15 protein-coding genes are annotated in these 20,952 nt (G+C 52.2%); 9 read left to right on the top strand and 6 right to left on the bottom strand.

The genetic code is table 11. The features are described 5' to 3' along the window. The first annotated feature begins 131 nt into the window (after window positions 1–131). The 4 genes from BZG82_RS00340 (at window position 132) to BZG82_RS00325 (ending at window position 4,254) form a co-directional block, all read left to right on the top strand. Window positions 132–812, top strand: coding sequence for a TIGR00153 family protein (locus tag BZG82_RS00340; protein WP_069590816.1), 681 nt, complete (start codon window positions 132–134; stop codon window positions 810–812). 28 nt (window positions 813–840) lie between these two features. After that, entirely contained in the window at window positions 841–2,097 is a 1,257-nt protein-coding gene (locus BZG82_RS00335; RefSeq protein WP_077479495.1) for an inorganic phosphate transporter, read from the top strand. 128 nt (window positions 2,098–2,225) lie between these two features. Then, window positions 2,226–2,837, top strand: coding sequence for a TIGR04211 family SH3 domain-containing protein (locus BZG82_RS00330; protein ID WP_069590822.1), 612 nt, complete (start codon window positions 2,226–2,228; stop codon window positions 2,835–2,837). Between the two features lie 166 nt (window positions 2,838–3,003). Beyond that, window positions 3,004–4,254 carry a multifunctional CCA addition/repair protein gene (locus BZG82_RS00325; protein WP_077764931.1) on the top strand — a complete coding sequence of 417 codons (1,251 nt, stop codon included), beginning with the start codon at window positions 3,004–3,006 and terminating at the stop codon, window positions 4,252–4,254. Here BZG82_RS00325 and BZG82_RS00320 read toward each other — a convergent pair. From BZG82_RS00320 to BZG82_RS00305, 4 genes are all read right to left on the bottom strand, one after another. Beyond that, complete coding sequence (locus BZG82_RS00320) at window positions 4,251–7,316, bottom strand: error-prone DNA polymerase (protein WP_077764930.1); 3,066 nt, start codon at window positions 7,314–7,316, stop codon at window positions 4,251–4,253. The two genes, BZG82_RS00325 and BZG82_RS00320, sit on opposite strands and share 4 nt — an antisense overlap. 11 nt (window positions 7,317–7,327) lie before the next feature. Further along, window positions 7,328–8,731: a Y-family DNA polymerase gene (locus BZG82_RS00315; protein ID WP_077764929.1), complete on the bottom strand. Its 1,404-nt coding sequence runs from the start codon at window positions 8,729–8,731 to the stop codon at window positions 7,328–7,330. Continuing rightward, window positions 8,731–9,423: a translesion DNA synthesis-associated protein ImuA gene (imuA, locus tag BZG82_RS00310; protein WP_077662771.1), complete on the bottom strand. Its 693-nt coding sequence runs from the start codon at window positions 9,421–9,423 to the stop codon at window positions 8,731–8,733. Before imuA ends, BZG82_RS00315 begins: the two co-directional genes overlap by 1 nt. A gap of 94 nt (window positions 9,424–9,517) precedes the next feature. Then, a complete protein-coding gene (locus BZG82_RS00305; protein ID WP_158075968.1) occupies window positions 9,518–10,933 on the bottom strand; it encodes a transporter substrate-binding domain-containing diguanylate cyclase in 1,416 nt (471 codons plus the stop codon). Between the two features lie 600 nt (window positions 10,934–11,533). Here BZG82_RS00305 and pykF point away from each other — a divergent pair. The 5 genes from pykF (at window position 11,534) to treC (ending at window position 18,280) form a co-directional block, all read left to right on the top strand. Beyond that, window positions 11,534–12,946 carry a pyruvate kinase PykF gene (gene pykF, locus BZG82_RS00300; RefSeq protein WP_069591007.1) on the top strand — a complete coding sequence of 471 codons (1,413 nt, stop codon included), beginning with the start codon at window positions 11,534–11,536 and terminating at the stop codon, window positions 12,944–12,946. Between the two features lie 129 nt (window positions 12,947–13,075). Continuing rightward, entirely contained in the window at window positions 13,076–13,753 is a 678-nt protein-coding gene (locus BZG82_RS00295) for a hypothetical protein (protein ID WP_077764927.1), read from the top strand. A gap of 283 nt (window positions 13,754–14,036) precedes the next feature. Then, window positions 14,037–14,993, top strand: coding sequence for a trehalose operon repressor TreR (treR, locus tag BZG82_RS00290; RefSeq protein WP_077764926.1), 957 nt, complete (start codon window positions 14,037–14,039; stop codon window positions 14,991–14,993). Window positions 14,994–15,138: 145 nt separating this feature from the next. After that, complete coding sequence (gene treB, locus BZG82_RS00285; RefSeq protein WP_069591000.1) at window positions 15,139–16,557, top strand: PTS trehalose transporter subunit IIBC; 1,419 nt, start codon at window positions 15,139–15,141, stop codon at window positions 16,555–16,557. A 58-nt stretch (window positions 16,558–16,615) separates the two neighbouring features. Further along, entirely contained in the window at window positions 16,616–18,280 is a 1,665-nt protein-coding gene (gene treC, locus BZG82_RS00280) for an alpha,alpha-phosphotrehalase (protein WP_077764925.1), read from the top strand. Window positions 18,281–18,340: 60 nt separating this feature from the next. Here treC and ilvN read toward each other — a convergent pair whose 3' ends face one another. Together ilvN and BZG82_RS00270 are read right to left on the bottom strand one after the other, a co-directional pair. Further along, on the bottom strand, window positions 18,341–18,838 hold the full coding sequence (ilvN, locus tag BZG82_RS00275) for an acetolactate synthase small subunit (protein WP_077479504.1): 498 nt from the start codon (window positions 18,836–18,838) through the stop codon (window positions 18,341–18,343). Then, a complete protein-coding gene (locus tag BZG82_RS00270; protein ID WP_077764924.1) occupies window positions 18,838–20,556 on the bottom strand; it encodes an acetolactate synthase 3 large subunit in 1,719 nt (572 codons plus the stop codon). Before BZG82_RS00270 ends, ilvN begins: the two co-directional genes overlap by 1 nt. Window positions 20,557–20,952: the final 396 nt, after the last annotated feature.

The raw sequence follows: 20,952 nt of genomic DNA, 5'->3' as shown, positions 1-20,952 counted from the left end.
AGGGTGAGATCACAAAAGCTGTTTCTTTAACCAATGTTCTGCGCTACCATTCGCCGCTCCGATATACCATCGTTGAACGTTTGGCCTCCATTTTGCCCTTTGGGCACGAGGCAACCAGGTAGATTACGGCTATGCCAGTAAATACAATTGTCGGGCTGTTTGCAAAAAGCCCAATTAAACCCTTACAACGCCATGTTAATCGTGTGAACGATTGCTGTGCGTTACTCATTCCTTTTTTTAACGCCTGTGAGCGTCAAGATTGGGAACAGGCTAACCAACTGCGTCAGCAAATTTCTGATATTGAGAAAGACGCAGATACACTGAAACGCAATATACGACTCAAACTTCCCCGCGGTCTCTTTATGCCTGTTGATCGGACAGACATGCTGGAGCTGCTCACCCAACAGGATAAGTTGGCAAACTTGGCAAAGGATATCGCTGGCCGCGTGATTGGCCGTCAGCTCCGTATGCCCCCCTCGATGAATGATGCCTTTATCGCCTACGTCCAGCGTTGTTTGGATGCAGCCGATCAAGCACGCCGTGTGATCAATGAACTGGAAGAGTTACTAGAAACTGGGTTCAAAGGCCGCGAAGTGACCTTGGTGGCAGAAATGATTCATCAGTTGGATGTGATTGAAGACGATACCGACTCCATGCAAATCCAACTTCGCCAAGCATTGATGGCTGTCGAACACGAATATAACCCGGTCGACGTCATGTTCTTGTACAAAATCCTTGAGTGGGTCGGTGAAATCGCCGATCAAGCGCAGCGTGTTGGCGCGCGCTTAGAGGTGATGCTTTCCCGTTCCTAACCGAGTGATGTAATAACAAGGTACTACAATGGAAATCCTGATGAATCACGGGACCATTTTAATTATGGTCGCCGCGGCTTTTGGTTTTTTAATGGCAATTGGTATCGGCGCCAACGACGTCGCCAATGCAATGGGCACGTCGGTCGGCTCTAAAGCGCTGACCGTGAAACAAGCCATTATTGTTGCCATGATTTTTGAATTTGCTGGCGCTTATCTTGCTGGCGGCGAGGTAACAGACACCATCCGAAAGGGGGTAATTGACACCGCACTCTACGCGGATCAGCCGCTTGAGTTGGTGTTTGGTATGATGTCAGCCCTGCTGGCGGCTGGCACTTGGTTACTCCTTGCCTCATACATGGGCTGGCCAGTATCGACGACCCACTCTATCATCGGCGCCATCATTGGCTTTGCCTGCCTGTCTGTCGGCTCTGAGGCGGTGGATTGGCACACCGTACAAAGCATTGTGGGCAGTTGGATTATCACACCGCTTATCTCGGGCATCTTTGCCTACCTCATCTTCCTCAGTGCACAACGCCTTATCTTCGATACCGATCATCCGGTGCTAAACGCCAAACGCTTTGTTCCCATTTATATGTTTATCACTGCGTTTATCATCGCGATGGTAACCATTAAAAAAGGCCTCAAACACGTTGGTCTTCACCTCTCCGCCTTTGAGGCCATTAGCGCGTCTATCGTGCTCTCTGCGCTGATTATGTTCTATGGGGTGTACTATATTTCCCGTAAGTATCGCGGCGACGAGAATCAAGGCTTTCAAGGCGTTGAACGTATTTTCAGCTTGTTGATGGTCGTCACCGCCTGTGCAATGGCATTCGCTCATGGTTCTAATGATGTGGCTAACGCGATTGGTCCTCTGTCTGCGATTGTGGCCACGGTACAAAACCTAGGGGAAGTGGCTGAGAAAACCCATATCGCTTGGTGGATTCTGCCTATGGGCGGCATCGGGATCGTAGTCGGTTTGGCTACACTCGGACACCGCGTGATGGCCACCGTGGGATCAGGCATTACTGAACTCACCCCAAGCCGCGGTTTTGCTGCACAATTGGCGACCGCAAGTACCGTCGTCGTCGCTTCAGGAACAGGCCTGCCTATCTCGACCACCCAAACCTTGGTGGGAGCGGTGCTCGGCGTCGGCTTTGCCCGTGGTATTGCCGCACTCAATTTAGGCGTAGTGCGTAACATTGTCGCCTCTTGGCTTATCACGCTACCGGCTGGCGCCTTGCTAGCTGTGATCTTTTACCATGTGATGACCGCTGCATTTGCGTAAACTGAGCGAGTGATGTCAAATCACGGTCAAAAAAAGGGGAGCATGGCTCCCCTTTCCTTTTGGCCTATGGCACTATGCGCAACAAAGGCGATGTGTCCCATACTGAAAAAACGCAAAGGACCCCAGACGTGAAACACCTGTATTCTGCTCTTATGTTGCTGATTGTACTTGTGGCCCCCCGTGCAATGGCAGAAAACTATATTTCCGACGAATTGTTTACCTACATGCATTCTGGTCCAGGTACACAATATCGCATTATTGGTAGCGTCGATGCGGGCGATAAAATCACCGTATTAAGCCGCGACCGCGATGCTGGTTATACCCAAGTGGTTGATAGCCGTGGCCGTAAAGGCTGGGTAAAAAGTGATTACGTCACCACGCAACCGGGCTTAAAAGAGCGACTGCCTGCATTAGAAGCGGAGCTGAAAAGGGTTAAATCCGCGCTGGCAAGCGCCCAAGATGATGCCAAAGCACAGCAAAAAGGCTTGGTTGAATCGCTAGCAAAACGCAACGAACAAATTTCCAAGCTGGAAGCACACAGCAGCGATCTCAATAAGAAGTTGATTGAGGCACAAAGTGAAATTCGTGCACTGCGCGCCAAGATTGATACCCAAAAAGACGACCTGCTGATGCGCTGGTTTACCTACGGCGGTATGGTGGCTGGCGGCGGCTTACTGTTTGGCCTTGTGCTGCCACATCTTATCCCACGTAAAAAACGTCGCCGTGACGGCTGGGCATAATGACTGAAAAAGGCTGCCTCGGCGGCCTTTTTTATTGCAACCGCCACGCCAATTTTCAGGCACAAAATATCCGTGCTGCATTTCAATATGTATACTTGGGAAAGAAATCGGAGTCAGCATGGTTGCCATGCCGGATTCCAAGGTTAATCCAAACAAGGAGTCTCGTGTGAAACATTATCTTGTCGGCGGAGCAGTACGTGATGCGCTATTAGGCTTGCCGGTCACAGATAAAGATTGGGTGGTCGTGGGCGCGACCGTCGAGCAAATGCAAGCGGCCGGTTACCAGCAAGTCGGCCAAGACTTCCCCGTGTTTTTACACCCCACCACACACGAAGAATATGCCCTCGCCCGTACCGAGCGTAAATCAGGCCAAGGCTACACCGGGTTTATTTGCGACTTCTCACCAGATATCTCACTGGAAGCGGACCTTCAGCGCCGTGATCTCACCATCAACGCCATTGCCCAAGACGAAGATGGCAGCTTGATTGACCCGTATGGCGGCCAGCAAGATTTACACAACCGGATTTTGCGCCATGTCTCGCCCGCCTTTAGCGAAGATCCATTGCGGGTACTGCGCGTGGCACGGTTTGCCGCCCGTTTTGCGCCACTCGGCTTTACCCTTGCCGATGGCACTCTCACGCTGATGAAAACGATGGTCGCCAAGGGCGAGCTCGCCCACCTCACCCCTGAGCGGGTTTGGCGCGAGTGGGAAAAAGCGCTCGGCAGTGATTGTCCCGATGTGTTTCTTGCTGTGCTGCGCGATTGTGGTGCCCTTGCCGTGGTGCTTCCTGAAATCGACGCCCTGTACGGCGTGCCGAATCCAGCCAACTGGCACCCTGAAATCGATACCGGCATCCACACGGAAATGGTCAGCCGTTATGCCGCCTCATTGACCGATGACAAAAGCATCCGCTTTGCCGCACAAGTCCATGATCTCGGTAAAGCCCTCACCCCTGCCTCTATTCTGCCTGGCCATCGCGGCCACGGTGATCGCGGACTGCCCGTTATCAAAGAGCTGTGCGAGCGACTACGTATCCCCAACGCCTATCGGGATTTGGCCTTGGTGGTCAGTGCGCACCACTCCAAGATTCATAAGTGCGATCAACTCAGCCCTGAGCATTGGGTAGCGCTGTTTAATCAGATCGATGCGTGGCGCAAACCCGAGCGGGTCGAGCAATTGGCCTTGGCGTGTTTAGCTGATGTGCGTGGCCGCAAGGGACGTGAAAACTATCACTATCCACAAGCCGATGCCTTACGCGAGCGCTTTGCTTGCGCGCAACAGGTAGAGGTTAAGCCAATTGTCGACGCCGGCTTTAAAGGGGCGGCGATTCGTGATGAGCTGCATCGTCAGCGTATTCAAGCGGTAGCCGCGTGTCCGGCGCCCGCCTGTCCCGACGCGGTTAGCGCGTCGCGTTAACGGAATTCACGCGCGGCCACCGACAAGGTGGTGAGCGTTGGGGTCAGGTCAATCAACTTACCGGCAATCACGTGCACCACCTCGCCCTGTCTCTCGACAATGCCATGCACTTTCAACACCTTGGCTTGCATAAAAGCACGGGATTGCGCCCGTGCCGTCCCCGCCCAAACCACCACATTGATATTGCCCGTCTCGTCTTCCAAGGTGACAAAGGTTACACCACTGGCCGTACCCGGGGATTGCTTACCCGTCACCACCCCCGCTACCGCCACCCAGCTTTGCGACGCACACTGTGATAACTCAACACCACGAGTAAAACGGCCCAGCGTGCCGGCTTGCGCCATCAAACGAATAGGATGATCGGTGAGCGACAGCCCCAAGGCCGCGTAATCTTCAATCACGTTCTGCCATTGGGAAGGTGAATGAGGCAACGCCACCTCATCGTCACTGGCGGCCAGTAACGGCAACTGCCGCTGCTGATCCATCAGCGCCCAGCGCGCCTGAAAGCGGTTACCAGCCAGCGATGCCAGTGCGCCACTACTGGCTAGGGCTTGACAGGCATCGCGGTCAAGATTTATCCCTTGCAGTGCCGACAAAGACGCAAATCCCGTCTCTGGACGATGGGCCAGCAACCGGTCTATTGCCGTCGCACTCAACCCTTTGACTAACCGCAACCCCAGCCGCACGCCCCACTGTTCGCCGACCTTTTCTAAGCAATGATCCGCTCCCGAGTGTTGCACGCAAACCGGCAACACAGGCACCTGATGGCGCGTGGCGTCTTGCATCAATTGTGACGGTGAGTAAAACCCCATCGGCTGGCTATTAAGCAAGCCGGTGTAAAACGCGGCGGGATAATAATGCTTTAGCCACGCTGAGACATAGGCCAAAACCGCAAACGAAGCCGAGTGGCTCTCTGGAAAGCCATAATCACCAAACCCACAGATTTGCCGGTAAAGCTGCTCGGCAAAGTCGGCGCGATAGCCTCGCGCAGTCATCCCTGCGATCAATTTGTCGCGAAACGACGCCAGTCCGCCTTTTTTCTTCCAAGCGGCCATCGCGCGGCGCAGCTGATCCGCTTCCCCACCGGAAAAGCCGGCCGCTACCATCGCCAGTTTGATCACCTGCTCTTGAAAAATGGGCACCCCGAGCGTACGCGCCAGCACTTGCTCAACAGCTTTAGACGGGTAGCTCACCACTTCTTCTCCGTCGCGTCGCTTTAGATACGGATGCACCATGTCACCTTGAATCGGACCGGGGCGGACAATGGCAATTTGGATTACCAAATCATAATAACAAGCCGGTTTGAGCCGCGGCAGCATACTCATTTGTGCCCGTGACTCAATTTGAAACACTCCCACGGTATCGGCGTGCTGAATACGCGCAAACACCGCCGGATCGTCGCCTTGTTGGGTGATCGCCGCCAAACTCAAGCGAGGGCCACCGGTTTGGGCAATCAAATCAAAGGTACGCCGAATCGCAGTGAGCATGCCCAGCGCCAGCACGTCGACTTTCATCAGATGCAGCGTTTCCAGATCGTCTTTATCCCACTGGATCACCGTCCGCTCTGCCATCGCCGCATTTTCCACCGGCACCAACTCATACAAAGGCCCATCCGCAATCACAAAGCCGCCGACATGCTGAGAAAGGTGGCGCGGAAAACCGATCAATGTCTGGGTAAGCGACAGCCATTGTTGGCTTTTCGCGCTTTTAGGATCGAGGCCCAAGTGCTGAAGTTGCTGCGTCCAAGGCTGGGTTTTATCGCGCCGATTGAGGTTTTGAATAAAAAAATCAATCTGGCTAGCGGGGATCGACAACGCTTTGCCCACATCGCGCAATGCACTTTTCAGCCGATAACGGATCACGGTTGCCGCTAAGGCGGTCCGCTCTCGGCCATATTTTTGATACAAATACTGGATCACTTCTTCACGGCGCTGGTGCTCAAAGTCCACATCAATATCCGGCGGCTCGTCGCGCTCTTTGCTAATAAAGCGCTCAAACAGCACATCGACTTTGCATGGATCCACCGCGGTGATCCCTAAGCAATAACACACTACCGAGTTCGCCGCCGATCCGCGCCCTTGGTATAAGATCCCACGCGATTGGGCAAAGCGCACCAGATCGTAAATAGTCAAAAAGTAATACGGATAATCGAGCGCCTCGATAAGCGCGAGCTCTTTTTCAATGATGGCTCCCACGTCACGAGGCACGCCCTTAGGGAAGCGCTGCTGTGCGCCTTGCTTGACCGCCTCACGCAGATACGCCATCGCAGGCTCGCCAGTCGGCACCACTTCTTTGGGATAGCTGTATTTCAAGCTCGCCAAGGAAAACTGACACTGAGCGGCAATGTTGGCACTTTCCGCCAGCCACTCAGGGGGAAATAAAGAGCGTAGTTTAGACAGCGGGCGTAAGGCGCGCTCTGCATTGGGTAATAACGTCCTTCCCAATTCAGCGACAGGCTGGCGATGCCGAATTGCCGTTAAGGTATGATGTAACGCCAGTCGCTCAGGGTGATGCATCAACACATCACCACACGCGGTCACGCGAAGCGCATACTGGCTTGCCAGCATGCGACAGTGCGCCAGATACGGATGGTCGTTATCCGCTAGATCGCGCCGCACGGCCAGATACAAGCGCTCGGCATGATAACGCAGCAGCCATTTTGCCCAGTGATGATCATTCTCCGCGCCACTGGGTAGCCATAGCACCAAGCCATGACGCACCGACATCAAGTCCCACTCGCTCAGCTGGTAGTCGCCTTTGTGGCTGCGTCGCCGCGCATTGGTGATAATCCGACACAACTCTTGGTAAGCCGCTTGGGTAGGACACAATAGAACAACATCTAACGCCTGCAGGCGAAAGCGACTGCCAATGATCAGCGAAAGCTGCGGATAATCACGCTGGGCTTGATACGCACGCACCACTCCTGCGACCGAGCATTCATCAGTGATCGCAAGCGCTTGATAGCCCAATGCTGCCGCTTGCGCCACCAGCTCTTCCGGGTGTGAGGCGCCCTCAAGAAAGGAGAAATTGCTGCAACATACCAGCTCGGCATACGTACTCATCGCTTCATCGTCTAACTAAACCAGCCGTGTAAAAACCAGGTTTGTTCTGGCGTGCGAAACACCCACAGCCATTGTTGCTGGGCGTTTTGGGCAATAAAGTAATCGCGCTGGATAGGCACGCCTTCCCACCAGCCCGTGACAATTCGCTCCGGCCCTTCACGTAAGGTGACCTTACCCACCAGTGGTGTGGGTTGCGGTAGCAATAAACTTGGGCGTGGACGCGTGGGTGCCGAGGCAGCCGGCGTGGCGCGGTGATGATGAGGGACATGTTGGCTGGCCGCCTCGGGACGGTGATGATCCACATACGCCAACCGCATGACCGCCTCCTCCCCTAATCGAGCTGCCAGTGTCGCGACCAACTCATCACGGTTTTGCTCGCCTTGCTGCGCGCTAAAGAGATCGGTTTGTCCAGGCTGATGGCAATCAATTTGCGTGGCGCACACACTCACTGCCGTCACTGGCTGGCTCACTTGCCATGACGCCAGCCGTAAACGCACCAATGCCATCCAGCGCTCGACGTCTTTCTCACCATGCGCGGCCATCACCGGCAGGGTTTCTTCACATCCATCACGCAAGCTAAAGCCCAACGTCAGCGCAGGCGTGCAGGCACTACGCTGCTCAAGAAAGCGGCACAGTGCCGAGACGAGATTCTCGATAATGGGCAATAAATGGGCTTGCTCACTGAGCTCAAACAATAAAACCCGTTGCTGAAAAAATTGCAGCGGTGGCTGAAAATAACGCAGCGGCGTCGGCTTATCGCCACTGACTTCAGCAAGATAATCCACCACAGAGCGCGGAAAACGTCGCGTCAGCGAAGCGGTGGGCAAGGCGATAAGATCTCCTAACTGAGAGAGGCCCAGACGCGTAAACTGGGTTTTCACCCTCTCCGGTAAGGGGGCTGCAGCCAAAGGCAGTTGCTGCAAAGCCGCCTGCAAATGCTCAGGGTCGGTACTGATCTTGCCCGCGTGGCCATACGCCATAAGCTCGGCGGCTCGCGGCGTTTCGCCCACCCCGGCCTGATAACGAATACCACTTTCCACCAGCGTTTGAGTCACCGCCTGCCATAGCGGAGGAAATCCCTGATATAAGGCCAACATCGGTGACACGTATAGCCATAAACCTTTAGGGGGATTAAGGCTGATTTCCGCGACCAGCGGATAAAGCTGTGTGGCGAGCTGCTCAAGCGCGGACTGCTCTTTCACCGCGCAATAAGGGTAGACCGCGAGCTGATGACAAATAAGCGCTGCTGCCCCTAATCCCATACCGGTATTCAGACCGTGCGTGCTAGCCGCTACAGAGAGCTGCACTAAACGGCCTTCTTGCTCGCTAACCAGCCCCACCGCTTGCACCGATGACGGCGCATAAAGGCTATCTAACAGCAAGCTCGGGCAATGCAGATACAGCCACAATGACATTACGCTTGCTCCCGCTGTTGTCGTAAGGGAAAGGCAAGCAAATTCTCAGCGTTGCTCGGCCAGGTTACCAACGCGGGCCATTGCGTGCGCCAATCAAGAGTAAACGGGGCCGGTGGCCATTGGCCGCGACAATAGCGCACCGTGACCGTCACGCCACATGCAGAAGGGGCCAGCGCCACGCTTAAATCGACCGGCAAGGTCAATGAGTACGTCTGCTGGCGGCGCAACAGCACCACCGCACATTGGCCATGTTCAGCCGCCAGTTTTAGGCGCTTAACTTGTCCCACCGTGAGCGAAGATGGCCATAACACTACCGCCTGACACGCGCCACTGCGCGCCGCTTGCTCAGCGGCCCACAGCGCATCTTGATCGCTTTTGGGGGACACCAACAAGGTGTTGTCTGTGGAGTAGCCTTGCTGGTGTAGCATCGCTGCGTTGAGTCCAACCGGTGGACGAATCCACACCACCTGTTGGCCGCTGGCGTGATACAACGCGGGTAACACCAGCCGCAACTCACCGACGCCATAGTCACTGATGATATCTGTCACACCTGGAGACGGGAGTCCACCAAGGCACTGATCAAAGGCGCTATAACCGGTCGCTTTTTTATCGGGTAATTCCGCCATTAACGGCCGCTGACTGGCGCGCCATAGGCCGTGTTGTTGGGCTAATTGGTCGAGTGTTTTCATCATCAAAATACTTGTATATATGTACAGTATATTTAATGATGAAAACGCTGCAAGAAAAGAAAACGAAAAGCGTGTTTTTACCTAACAGAAAACGGTATCAGGCTTCTGCGATAGGTGTGGTCACTGATTGAGAGGAGGCCAGCATCACTTGATTACGACCACGATCTTTCGCACGGTACATAAGAAGGTCAGCGGCATGGGTCAAGGTATCCAAATCCAGCGAAGCAATGTCGTCAGTAACATCACTGGATACAATTGCGCCAATACTTACGGTGACACGAATCTCGGCGCCATCGAACTCAAACACACTGTCTGCCACATCGCAGCGGATATGGTTGGCTATGTCGATCATTTCATCTAATGACGTGGCCGGACACAGCACGCAGAATTCTTCGCCCCCTAAACGCGCCACGGCGCCATGCTTCACCAGTCGCTTTAAATAACTGGCAAGGTGCACTAACACTTTATCACCCTGCATATGACCGTATTTGTCATTCACCTGTTTAAAGTGATCGAGGTCGATGAGGATCAGCCCCATTTCTTGCTGACGCTGAAGTTTGGGTTTAAGGCGAGAAAAATAGCCCTCTAGGCCACGTCGATTCAGCAATTGAGTCAGTGGGTCAGTATTGGCAAATTCACGCAAGCGGGCATTGGCTTGGCGCAAGGCAACGGTGCGCTTATACACCATGCGCTTGAGGAAAAAGATGTACGCGACGGCGCTCAATGCCACCATGATCACTATGGTCGGGATTAACCAATCGGGATACGCCTCAACCCGCTCGGTATTAATCCATTTTTGCTTAATCCGTAGTAGTTCCTCAGACGGAATACGACTGATCCCAACACGTATTTCATCAAGCAATGCTTGGTTGCCTTTCGGCACTGCTGCATAAATTGGACGGGTATAAAGAACCTGCTCCGCGACAAATGCTAGCGGTTTCCCTTGAGTCAAAAAGTAAAAGTTAGCGACCTGACTATCTGCCACAAGGGCTTGGATCTCACCCTCTAGCGCGGCCGCAAATAAATCCTCGTTATTCAAAAAGCGACGTTGCTCCACTTGTGGATAGTGCTTGGCTAAGAACGAGGATTCATAGCTTTCTGCTACCACACCAACGACTTGATCTGCCGCTAAAGGCTTAATATCTGTGCTGCCCGGCTGGTTTTGCACATACAAAGAACCATTGATATTAAAAATTGGCGTCGCAAAATCTAAAAAGCGCTCACGTTCAGGCGAACGTAATAAACCGGCATGCACACGGTTACCGCCTTCTCGCATGTAAGAAAGGGTTTCAGGCCAATCTAACAGAACAAACTGAATGGGTTCATGATTGTATTTGGCATAAGCCTGCCAGAAATCGATCAATAGCCCTTTGGGCTGACCTGAGTCGGATAAATAGCTATAAGGCTTCCACACAGAGGAATGGGTGGCGACTAAAATGTCTTTATTTTCTGACAGATAGGCGTCATCGGCCCACACCTGCGTACTCGCATAAGTGCAGACTATAAGCAGCATCCCTGTCAAAAACCGTAAAGTACGCGCAAACATTGTTAGGCAGCCCATCGAAAGTGCTCTGATAGTAGATAAATTCTAGGTGAACGCAAAAGACTTAATAAAAAAGCATGATCCAGTTCAAATTGGAAGACAGATCACACTCATTAATGACAAAAGAATCACTAATAGCGCATAAAACAACCACCATGTCGCACGGGGTGAGAATCAACAGAAAACGTAATCATCAAAATAAAAGCGTGCTGAAACCGATTACTGTCACCGGCTTGTAATGATCTGGACGGTGAGCTGTGGTAAATTTACGCGCCCAAAGGATGGGAGGTGAATGGTGAATCGATGGCACTGGGTGAAATCGTGTTACACCAACAACGCCTTTATTGCCCGTGATCAACACAGATCAACGCAGACAATCTATACTCACGATCGATAAAACAGTGACGTCACCTCAGCGTGAAGGCTGCGGTAACGTCATTGAGAAATGCGAGAATTTTGCTAACTGCACCGCGATAACGACCTGTTTATGTTGTTTAATTACATTTAAATCAGTCTTTTGCAGTTAGGCCCCAAGTTTATGTTTCAATTTTTGACCGGAGAAATGCGTCGATGAAAAAGACCAAAATCGTTTGTACGATTGGACCTAAAACTGAATCGGAAGAGATGCTGACTAAGCTTGTTGATGCAGGCATGAACGTGATGCGTCTTAACTTCTCACACGGTGACTATGCCGAACACGGTGCGCGTATCACAAATTTGCGCAACGTCATGAAGACAACCGGTAAGCAAGTTGCGATTCTGCTCGATACCAAGGGCCCAGAGATCCGCACCATCAAACTCGAAGGTGGTAACGACGTCGCATTAGAAGCTGGTCAAACGTTCACTTTCACCACAGACACCTCTGTCGTGGGTAACAAAGATCGCGTAGCCGTTACTTACGCCGGCCTACCTCGTGACCTAAAAGCAGGCAACACTGTACTCGTTGATGACGGTCTGCTTGAGATGGAAGTACTAGAAACGACTGAAAAAGAAGTGGTTTGTAAGGTACTGAACAACGGTGAGTTGGGCGAAAACAAAGGCGTTAACCTGCCAGGTGTTTCGGTGAGCCTGCCTGCACTGGCTGAAAAAGATAAATCGGATCTAAAATTTGGTTGTGAGCAAGGCGTCGACTTTGTTGCGGCCTCATTTATTCGTAAGAAAGAAGACGTGGAAGAAATCCGCGAGCTGCTGGCTCAAAACGGCGGCAGCGACATCAAGATCATCTCTAAAATTGAAAACCAAGAAGGTGTCGACAATTTTGACGCTATCTTGGAAGCGTCTGACGGTATCATGGTAGCCCGTGGTGACTTGGGCGTAGAAATCCCAGTGGAAGAAGTGATCTTCGCGCAGAAGATGATGATCGAGAAGTGTAACCGTGCTCGCAAGATGGTTATTACCGCAACACAAATGCTGGACTCAATGATCAAAAACCCACGTCCAACCCGCGCTGAAGCCGGTGATGTGGCGAATGCGATCATGGACGGTACCGATGCCGTCATGCTGTCTGGCGAGTCAGCGAAAGGTAAATACCCGGTTGAAGCGGTGAGCATCATGGCGCAAATCTGTGAGCGTACTGACCGTCAAATGTCACCTGCACTGGGTTCTCGTCTCGATAGCGATCGCCTGCGTATCACCGAAGCGGTCTGTAAAGGCGCGGTTGATACCTCTCAGAAGTTGGGTGCACCTTTGATTGTTGTTGCCACAGAAGCGGGCAAATCAGCACGCTCAGTACGTAAGTACTTCCCAACGGCAAACATCATCGCGGTCACCACCAACCCGAAAACAGCCGCTCACCTGTGTCTAACCAAAGGTGTGACGCCTGTGATGATCGAAAGCATCGACAGCACCGATGAGTTCTACCGTCGCGGTAAAACCATCGCGCTTGAGTCTGGTTTGGCGCATAAAGGCGACATCGTGGTCATGGTTTCAGGCGCGCTTGTGCCTTCTGGTACCACCAACACCGCCTCTGTGCACGTGCTGTAATTAAGCACCAATAGCAACGCCTACGCCTCGACAATGTCGGGGCGTTTTTTTATCCATGACACGGTGGCATGATAAAGAGGCTTGCATTTAGTCGCGAGCCAACCTCGTCGACCTAGCACAGGAAGTGTTATGAAGTTCACCAAAGCCCAACACGCTATGGAGCAAATCTGGGTAGCCATATTAACCCGCCAGTTATCACTCACAGCGCGCGCAGAGGGCGATTATCCACTCACTGTCTCCGCTTTGTGTGAGCAACTCAGCCTGTCGATGGCCACAGCGCGCGATGGGTTACATTTATTAGCGGTAGAAGGACGGGTTCTTTATCAGCCTCATCTTGGCTATCGGCTCACACCATTAAGCCAAGCAGACTGGCAGGCATTGATTCAAGCCCTAAAAGGTCTGTTTGGTGCGTGCATCGATAGCTTTCCCAGCAAACTTGATGAACAGACTGCATTACAGGTGTTGGGACTGATTCATTCTATTCAGCACTTACCCGCCAAAGATAGCGCCGATATCACCACCATGGCCTATTGGCACCAAACCCTGCACACCCAGCTGCTTTGTGGTATCAACCCCTACTTGCAAAAGGCGTTGATGCCAGTCATGGCACAGCACCAGCGTTATCTCACCCATCCTGATGTGAAGATAGATTGGCTGGCACAATGGCAACAGTTATTTCCGATTGTGCGCGGTTTGGTTTCGCCGCGCCCGCAAGCGTATACGCAGCGCTATCAGCTGTACTGGCAATCACTAAACCAGCACATTGACCATCAGCTTATCGCGCTTACCAGTGGACAATTTCTTTGAAGTGCGTTTTGATCAATACCGCTAACGGCACTAAATAAATCGCGCTAAGCTTTAATGCCATTACCGCGAGCGTCAGTGTAGTCATGCGCACTAGGCACTTGTTGATGGTTTGTACGACAGGGTGGCTCATCATCATTTCAGTCTAAAGTAGGATGGTTGTTCAAAAATCAGGCTGTAGTTTACAAATTAATCAATAAATCGCAAGCGCCAATCACGCCTGTTATCATGGCGCGCGAAGAGGCTGAGTCTAAGTCGCTGATTTACCGCTACCACAGAGAAAAAAATGACAAAACCATTAACCATTTTGGATATTGCCCGCTTAGCCGGGGTGGGGAAATCGACCGTATCGCGTGTGCTAAACCATGACGCACGCGTTAAAGACAGTACCCGCGCTAAAGTACAAGCGGTGATCGACCAACATGGCTTTTTACCATCGAAGTCAGCGCGCGCGATGCGTGCGCAACGCAGCGGTGTTGTGGGCGTGATCGTGGCAAAGCTCAGTTCCAACTCAGAGAACACCGCACTGACGGGGCTGCTCAATACCTTGTATGCCAAAGGCTATGACGCAGCCATTATGGAAAGCCAGTTCTCACAACAAAAAGCACAAGCCCATCTCGATGTGCTAAAACGCCGTAACGTGGATGGGATTATCTTTTTTGGTTTTTCTGGCTGTGATCTCAACGCGCTAGCGCCATTCGCCCCCAACTGTGTCGTGCTGGCCGTTGATAGTGAGCAATACGCCAGCGTCAGTTACGACAACCAAGGTGCCGTCACGCAAGTCATGGATCATTTTTATCATCAAGGGTGCCGTCATATTGCCTTCTTGGGGATTGATGAGCGCGATGAAACCACAGGTTTCGCCCGCTCTGATGCCTATCAGCGTTTTTGCCAAACCCACCAGCTTTCACCACAACTCCATCGTTGTGAGATGAGCCTGCATGCCGCCTATGCCGCAACAGATTGCCTATTAACCCCACAGACTGACGCCATTGTCTGCGCCTCCGACACTCTCGCCTTAGGGGTCGCAAAACGCCTACAAACCCTAAATCGTGAAGATATCGCCATTGGCGGCATTGGCAACCATGACATGCTACGCTTTATGTTCCCACGCGCAGTCAGTGTGGAACTGGGCTACCATCAAGCAGGGCAACATGCTGCTGAGTTACTGCTCAAGCAGTTGGATGATGAAGTGACCACTATCACACATTGGACGCAACCCTGTCATCTGGTGACTCCCTAACCTCCCACTAAAAATCAAGCAGTTACGAATTTCTGTGTGATGGTTTTCAAAATGTGGGAACGATTCCACTGATAATTGGCTTAGTACGATCAATAATCAATGGGAACGTTACCAATGAATACCCTACAGCAATACAGGATTGCTTATGAGCCAGATAAATAAAAATGCCGTTGATCAATTGATCACTCATATAGGCGGCAAAGACAACATCGCCACCGTGAGCCACTGCCTCACCCGCTTACGCTTCGTATTAAATGACCCGGAAAAAGCGGACGTCGCCGCCATTGAAGCGATCCCCATGGTTAAAGGCTGCTTTACCAGCGCTGGCCAATTTCAAGTCGTGATCGGCACCAGCGTGGACCAAGCCTTTGTCCTGTTGCAACAGGCTACCGGCGTCGAAGGCCAATCAAAAGATGAGGCCAAGCAAGCCGCGCGTAAAAACATGAGCCTGCTAGAGCGTGCGATTTCACACCTCGCGGAAATTTTTGTTCCCCTTCTCCCCGCGATCATCACCGGTGGTCTGATCCTCGGCTTCCGTAACGTGATCGGTGATATCCGCATGTTCGATGGCAAAACCTTAACCGAGATCAGCGAGTTTTGGGCCACCGCCCACGGCTTTTTATGGCTGCTTGGCGAAGCCATCTTCCACTTCCTGCCTGTCGGCGTGTGTTGGGCGACGGTCAGAAAAATGGGCGGCACGCCGATTTTGGGTATCGTACTAGGTATTACTCTGGTATCGCCGCAGTTGATGAACGCTTACCTTATCGGTAAAGAAATGCCTGAAGTGTGGGACTTTGGCTGGTTCTCAATTGAAAAAGTCGGCTACCAAGCACAGGTGATCCCAGCCATGTTTGCGGGGATGGCGTTAGCGTTTATTGAAACCCAGTTAAAACGCATTATTCCGGATTATTTGTATTTGGTGGTGGTGCCGTTTGTCGCGCTACTCACTTCCGTTATCTTGGCGCACACCCTCATCGGCCCCTTTGGCCGCGAGATTGGTAATGGCGTCGCCTTCTTAGCCCGTTCGGCAATGACCGGCGATTACGCCTACATAGGCGCGGCCCTGTTCGGCTTCCTGTATGCACCTTTGGTGATCACCGGTGTTCACCACACCACCAACGCGGTGGATTTGCAGCTGATGCAAGAGATGGGCGGCACACCCATTTGGCCACTGATTGCTCTGTCTAACATTGCACAAGCCTCGGCGGTTGTCGGGATCATTTGGATGAGCAAAAAAGAAAACGAACGTGAAATCTCTGTGCCCGCGGCGATTTCCGCCTATCTTGGCGTGACAGAGCCGGCCATGTACGGGATTAACTTACGTTACAAATTCCCAATGCTGTGCGCGATGGTTGGCTCGGCGCTAGCCGCCATTGTGTGTGGCCTCTCCGGTGTGATGGCCAACGGCATTGGTGTAGGTGGCTTGCCGGGTATTTTATCTATTCAGCCACAGTTCTGGGGTGTTTACGCGGTCGCGATGCTAATTGCCATTATTGTGCCTATTGCACTCACCGCCTTTATGTATCGCCGTCAAGCCAGCAAAGGCAAACTGGCGGTCGTCTAACTCCCATTCAGTCTGCGGGGAGCACGCTCCCCGCTTTATTAGCGTTAAGAGAGACATTATGCACGCACATCCCTGGTGGAAAACGGCCACCATTTATCAGATTTATCCCAAGAGCTTCCGTGATACCACACAAACAGGGACAGGTGATCTGCCGGGCATTATCGAAAAGCTGGACTACTTTTCGGCCTTGGGCATCGATGCATTATGGCTAACCCCCATTTATGTATCACCACAAGTCGATAACGGCTACGACATTGCCGATTATTACGCCATTGACCCTAGCCTAGGCACCATGGACGACTTCGACACCCTGCTCGCCGAGGCGCACAAACGCGATATCCGCATCATCATGGATATTGTAATTAACCATACCTCAACCGAGCACCCTTGGTTTCAATCCGCGCTTACCGGTAAAGACAGCCCCTATCGCGATTACTACATCTGGAAAGATCCGGTTAATGGCGGTGCGCCAAACAACTGGCAATCAAAGTTTGGCGGTAGCGCGTGGCAATGGCATGAACCGACCGGCCAGTATTACCTCCACTTATTTGCCACCGAACAGGCCGACCTTAACTGGGAAAACCCAGCGGTGCGGGCAGCAGTCAAAGACGTAATGGCTTTTTGGGCCGACAAAGGCGTGGATGGTTTTCGACTCGATGTGATCAATTTGATCTCCAAAGATCAGTCGTTCCCTGATGATCATCAAGGCGATGGTCGCCGTTTTTATACCGATGGCCCGCGCGTTCACGAATACTTACAAGAGATCAGCCGCGACATTTTCCAGCGTTACGGCAGCGTCACCGTGGGCGAGATGTCTTCGACCACCTTGGAGCATTGTCAACAATACTCCGCGCCAGATGGCAAAGAGCTCTCCATGGTGTTTAACTTCCACCACTTAAAAGTCGATTATCCGGGCGGCGAGAAGTGGCGACTGGCACCGTTTGACTTCTTAGCCCTAAAACAGCTTTTCCGTACTTGGCAGCACGGCCTACATAATCAAGGTTGGGGAGCACTGTTTTGGTGTAACCACGACCAACCGCGTGTAGTCAGCCGCTTTGGTGATGATCGCCATCATCGCGTTGCCTCCGCCAAAATGCTCGCCACCGCGATTCATATGCAGCAAGGCACGCCTTACGTGTATCAAGGGGAAGAAATTGGCATGACCAACCCTGGCTATCAGCGTATTGATGATTATCAAGACGTCGAAAGCCGAAACATGTACCGCCTGCTGTGCGAACAAGGCATGCCAGAAGGGGAAGTGTTGGCCATTCTGGCGGCACGATCACGCGACAACTCGCGCACCCCCATGCAGTGGGACAGTTCAGCAAACGCCGGTTTTACCAAAGGCACACCGTGGCTCAAGCCTGCGCCTAACTATGTTGACGTCAATGTCGACAGCGCACTGGCGGATAAAAACTCGGTGTTCTATCACTACAAGCAGCTAATTTCCCTGCGAAAAACCTTACCCGTGATCCGTGAAGGGGATTATCAGGACTTGCTGCCTGACCACCCACAGCTGCTCGCGTATCGTCGCGACAATGGCGACAGCCAACTGGTAGTAGTGTGTAATTTTTATGGCGAACCAGTTACAGCGACCTTGCCTGTCGCCCCTGCCCCGAACGCAGACTTGGTGAGCCATAATTACCCAGAAGCCAAGCCCTTGATGCCAGAAATGCAATTGGCACCCTATGAAGCCTTGGTGTACTTGATTAACCACGACTAACATGCACAAAAATGGCACGCCTTGGCGTGCCATTTTCCTTACCTCGACCCGTTGCTTGGGTTACTGGCGCAGCGCTCGCTCGCCGCGTGCGATGCCCACCACGCCACTGCGTGCCACTTCAATGATCTCGGTAATTTCACCCACCGCGCGAATAAAGGCATCCAACTTGTCACTGTCGCCCGTCAGCTGCACGGTATATTGTGAAGCCGTCACATCGACAATTTGCCCCCGAAAAATATCGGCGGTGCGTTTTACCTCTGCGCGGGCGTAGCCACTCGCTTTCACTTTCACCAACGCCAGTTCACGTTCAATGTGATCGCTCTCGGTGACATTACTCACTTTCAGTACATCAATCAGCTTGTGCAAATGCTTTTCGATTTGCTCGCGGTCCGCATCGCTGACCACTGATGTGGTGATATTTAAGCGCGACAAGGTCGCATCATCGGTGGGTGACACCGTCAGTGATTCAATGTTGTAGCCACGCTGAGAGAACAGACCCACCACGCGCGACAAGGCACCCGGCTCGTTTTCCATTAAAACCGATACAATACTGCGCATTAGGTTCTCTCCGTTTTGCTCAACCACATTTCATTCATCGCCCCACCGCGTACCTGCATCGGATACACGTGCTCAGTTTCATCGACATGGATATCGACAAACACCAAGCGATCTTTCATTGCCAGCGCCTTTTCTAGGCCGGCTTCTAACTCAGACGGATGGCTAATGCGCATCCCCACATGGCCATAGGCTTCAGCAATCGCGGCAAAATCCGGCACCGAGTCCATATAGGAGTGCGAATGGCGGCCTTGATAAATCATGTCCTGCCATTGTTTGACCATCCCGAGGAAACGGTTGTTGAGGTTAACGATCACCACCGGGATATCATATTGCAGTGCGGTGGACAGCTCCTGAATATTCATTTGAATACTGCCATCACCGGTAACACACACCACCTGCGCGTCCGGTAGCGCGAACTTCACCCCCATAGCGGCGGGTAGCCCAAAGCCCATGGTGCCCAAGCCGCCCGAGTTTATCCAACGACGTGGTTTATCAAACGGATAATAGAGTGCGGCAAACATTTGGTGCTGACCCACGTCGGAGCTTACATAGGCCTCGCCATCGGTAAGGCGATACAAGGTTTCAATCACTTGCTGCGGTTTGATGCGCTCCGGATCCACGTCATACTTCAAACACTGACGCTCGCGCCAAGTTTGAATATTGTGCCACCAAGTACTGATCGCATCACTGTCGTTACTGCCACCTTGCTCCACCAGCAATTTCAGCATGCTATTTAGTACCGCATCCGCCGAACCGACGATAGGAATGTCTGCCGCCACGGTTTTAGAAATGCTCGATGGGTCGACATCAATGTGCATGATGGTGGCATCGGGACAGTATTTTTCTAAGTTGTTGGTGGTGCGATCGTCAAACCGGACACCAATACCAAAGATCAGATCGGCTTGGTGCATCGCCATGTTCGCTTCGTAGGTGCCATGCATGCCCAGCATACCCAGCGATTGTTGATGGGTGCCGGGAAACGCCCCCAGCCCCATCAAGGTGCTGACAACAGGGATGTTAAGGCTTTCTGATAGTTGGCGGATTTGTTCGCCGCAATCGGCCATGATGGCCCCACCACCGACATACAATACTGGTTTTTTCGCCGCCAATAGTGCTTTTAAGCCACGCTTTATCTGCCCTTTATGTCCCGAAGTAGTCGGATTATAAGAGCGCATGCGCACACTGTCTGGATACTGATAAGGGTGCTTTTGTGCCGGATTTAGCATGTCTTTAGGAATATCCACCACCACAGGGCCGGGACGTCCCGTTGAGGCAAGATAAAAGGCTTTTTTAACAATGTTAGGAATGTCTTCAGCGCGCTGGACTAAAAAGCTGTGCTTGACCACCGGGCGGGAGATCCCCACCATATCGCATTCTTGGAAGGCATCATTGCCAATCAGACCGCTCATGACTTGGCCAGAAAACACCACCATGGGGATCGAGTCCATGTACGCGGTGGCAATGCCGGTAATTGCATTGGTTGCCCCTGGGCCTGACGTCACCAGCACCACGCCCACTTCCCCCGTGGCACGCGCATAACCATCGGCCATGTGGACCGCGGCTTGTTCGTGGCGTACCAACACATGGTCGATATCACTCTTTTCGTGCAATGCGTCGTATATATCCAGTACTGATCCGCCTGGATAACCAAAAATATGTTTTACGCCTTGATCGATCATGGAACGCACGATCATCTCGGCACCGGATAACATTTCCACTCTACGCCTCCCTGTTTGCATAGTTAGGACTTACTTTTAGCCTAATCCTGCCCCTTACTCTTAGATGTACTGGTGGTCACTCACCACGCGGACATCGAAACCAAATACTGGCGGTAAGGCGGCGTTAGATTGTCACTTGGCCTGCTTCGGATGAAGCTGCAATCAATGTAACGTTTTATTTGCAAAACTGTCTATTGGCTAGTCGGTATTTACATTTTTAATCTAAATGTTGAGCAAATGTTGCTGGATAACACTGGTTGGGAGGTCAAAAATCGGAAATATCCACTACAAGGAAACAATTTTTACAGATTTTCTATACCTGTCGAGGAGAAAAACGATGTGAAAATAGCCTTCACAGAAGGGACATTTCTCATCGATGAGAAACATCCCCCTTTA

Origin of the sequence: Salinivibrio sp. PR5 (genome assembly GCF_001996085.1) — a bacterium.
Lineage (GTDB): Bacteria > Pseudomonadota > Gammaproteobacteria > Enterobacterales > Vibrionaceae > Salinivibrio > Salinivibrio proteolyticus.
The sequence above is the reverse complement of the archived record's forward strand: the minus strand, read 5'-3'. Positions and strand labels throughout refer to the sequence as shown.

What these genes read in the sequence shown, in the direction of transcription:
- treC (WP_077764925.1), top strand. Translation starts at nt 16,616, where the DNA reads ATGCACGCACATCCCTGGTGGAAAACGGCCACCATTTATCAGATTTAT.
- imuA (WP_077662771.1), bottom strand. Translation starts at nt 9,423, where the DNA reads ATGATGAAAACACTCGACCAATTAGCCCAACAACACGGCCTATGGCGC.
- BZG82_RS00315 (WP_077764929.1), bottom strand. Translation starts at nt 8,731, where the DNA reads ATGTCATTGTGGCTGTATCTGCATTGCCCGAGCTTGCTGTTAGATAGC.
- treB (WP_069591000.1), top strand. Translation starts at nt 15,139, where the DNA reads ATGAGCCAGATAAATAAAAATGCCGTTGATCAATTGATCACTCATATA.
- ilvN (WP_077479504.1), bottom strand. Translation starts at nt 18,838, where the DNA reads ATGCGCAGTATTGTATCGGTTTTAATGGAAAACGAGCCGGGTGCCTTG.
- pykF (WP_069591007.1), top strand. Translation starts at nt 11,534, where the DNA reads ATGAAAAAGACCAAAATCGTTTGTACGATTGGACCTAAAACTGAATCG.
- treR (WP_077764926.1), top strand. Translation starts at nt 14,037, where the DNA reads ATGACAAAACCATTAACCATTTTGGATATTGCCCGCTTAGCCGGGGTG.
- BZG82_RS00295 (WP_077764927.1), top strand. Translation starts at nt 13,076, where the DNA reads ATGAAGTTCACCAAAGCCCAACACGCTATGGAGCAAATCTGGGTAGCC.
- BZG82_RS00335 (WP_077479495.1), top strand. Translation starts at nt 841, where the DNA reads ATGGAAATCCTGATGAATCACGGGACCATTTTAATTATGGTCGCCGCG.
- BZG82_RS00305 (WP_158075968.1), bottom strand. Translation starts at nt 10,933, where the DNA reads ATGCTGCTTATAGTCTGCACTTATGCGAGTACGCAGGTGTGGGCCGAT.
- BZG82_RS00320 (WP_077764930.1), bottom strand. Translation starts at nt 7,316, where the DNA reads ATGAGTACGTATGCCGAGCTGGTATGTTGCAGCAATTTCTCCTTTCTT.
- BZG82_RS00340 (WP_069590816.1), top strand. Translation starts at nt 132, where the DNA reads ATGCCAGTAAATACAATTGTCGGGCTGTTTGCAAAAAGCCCAATTAAA.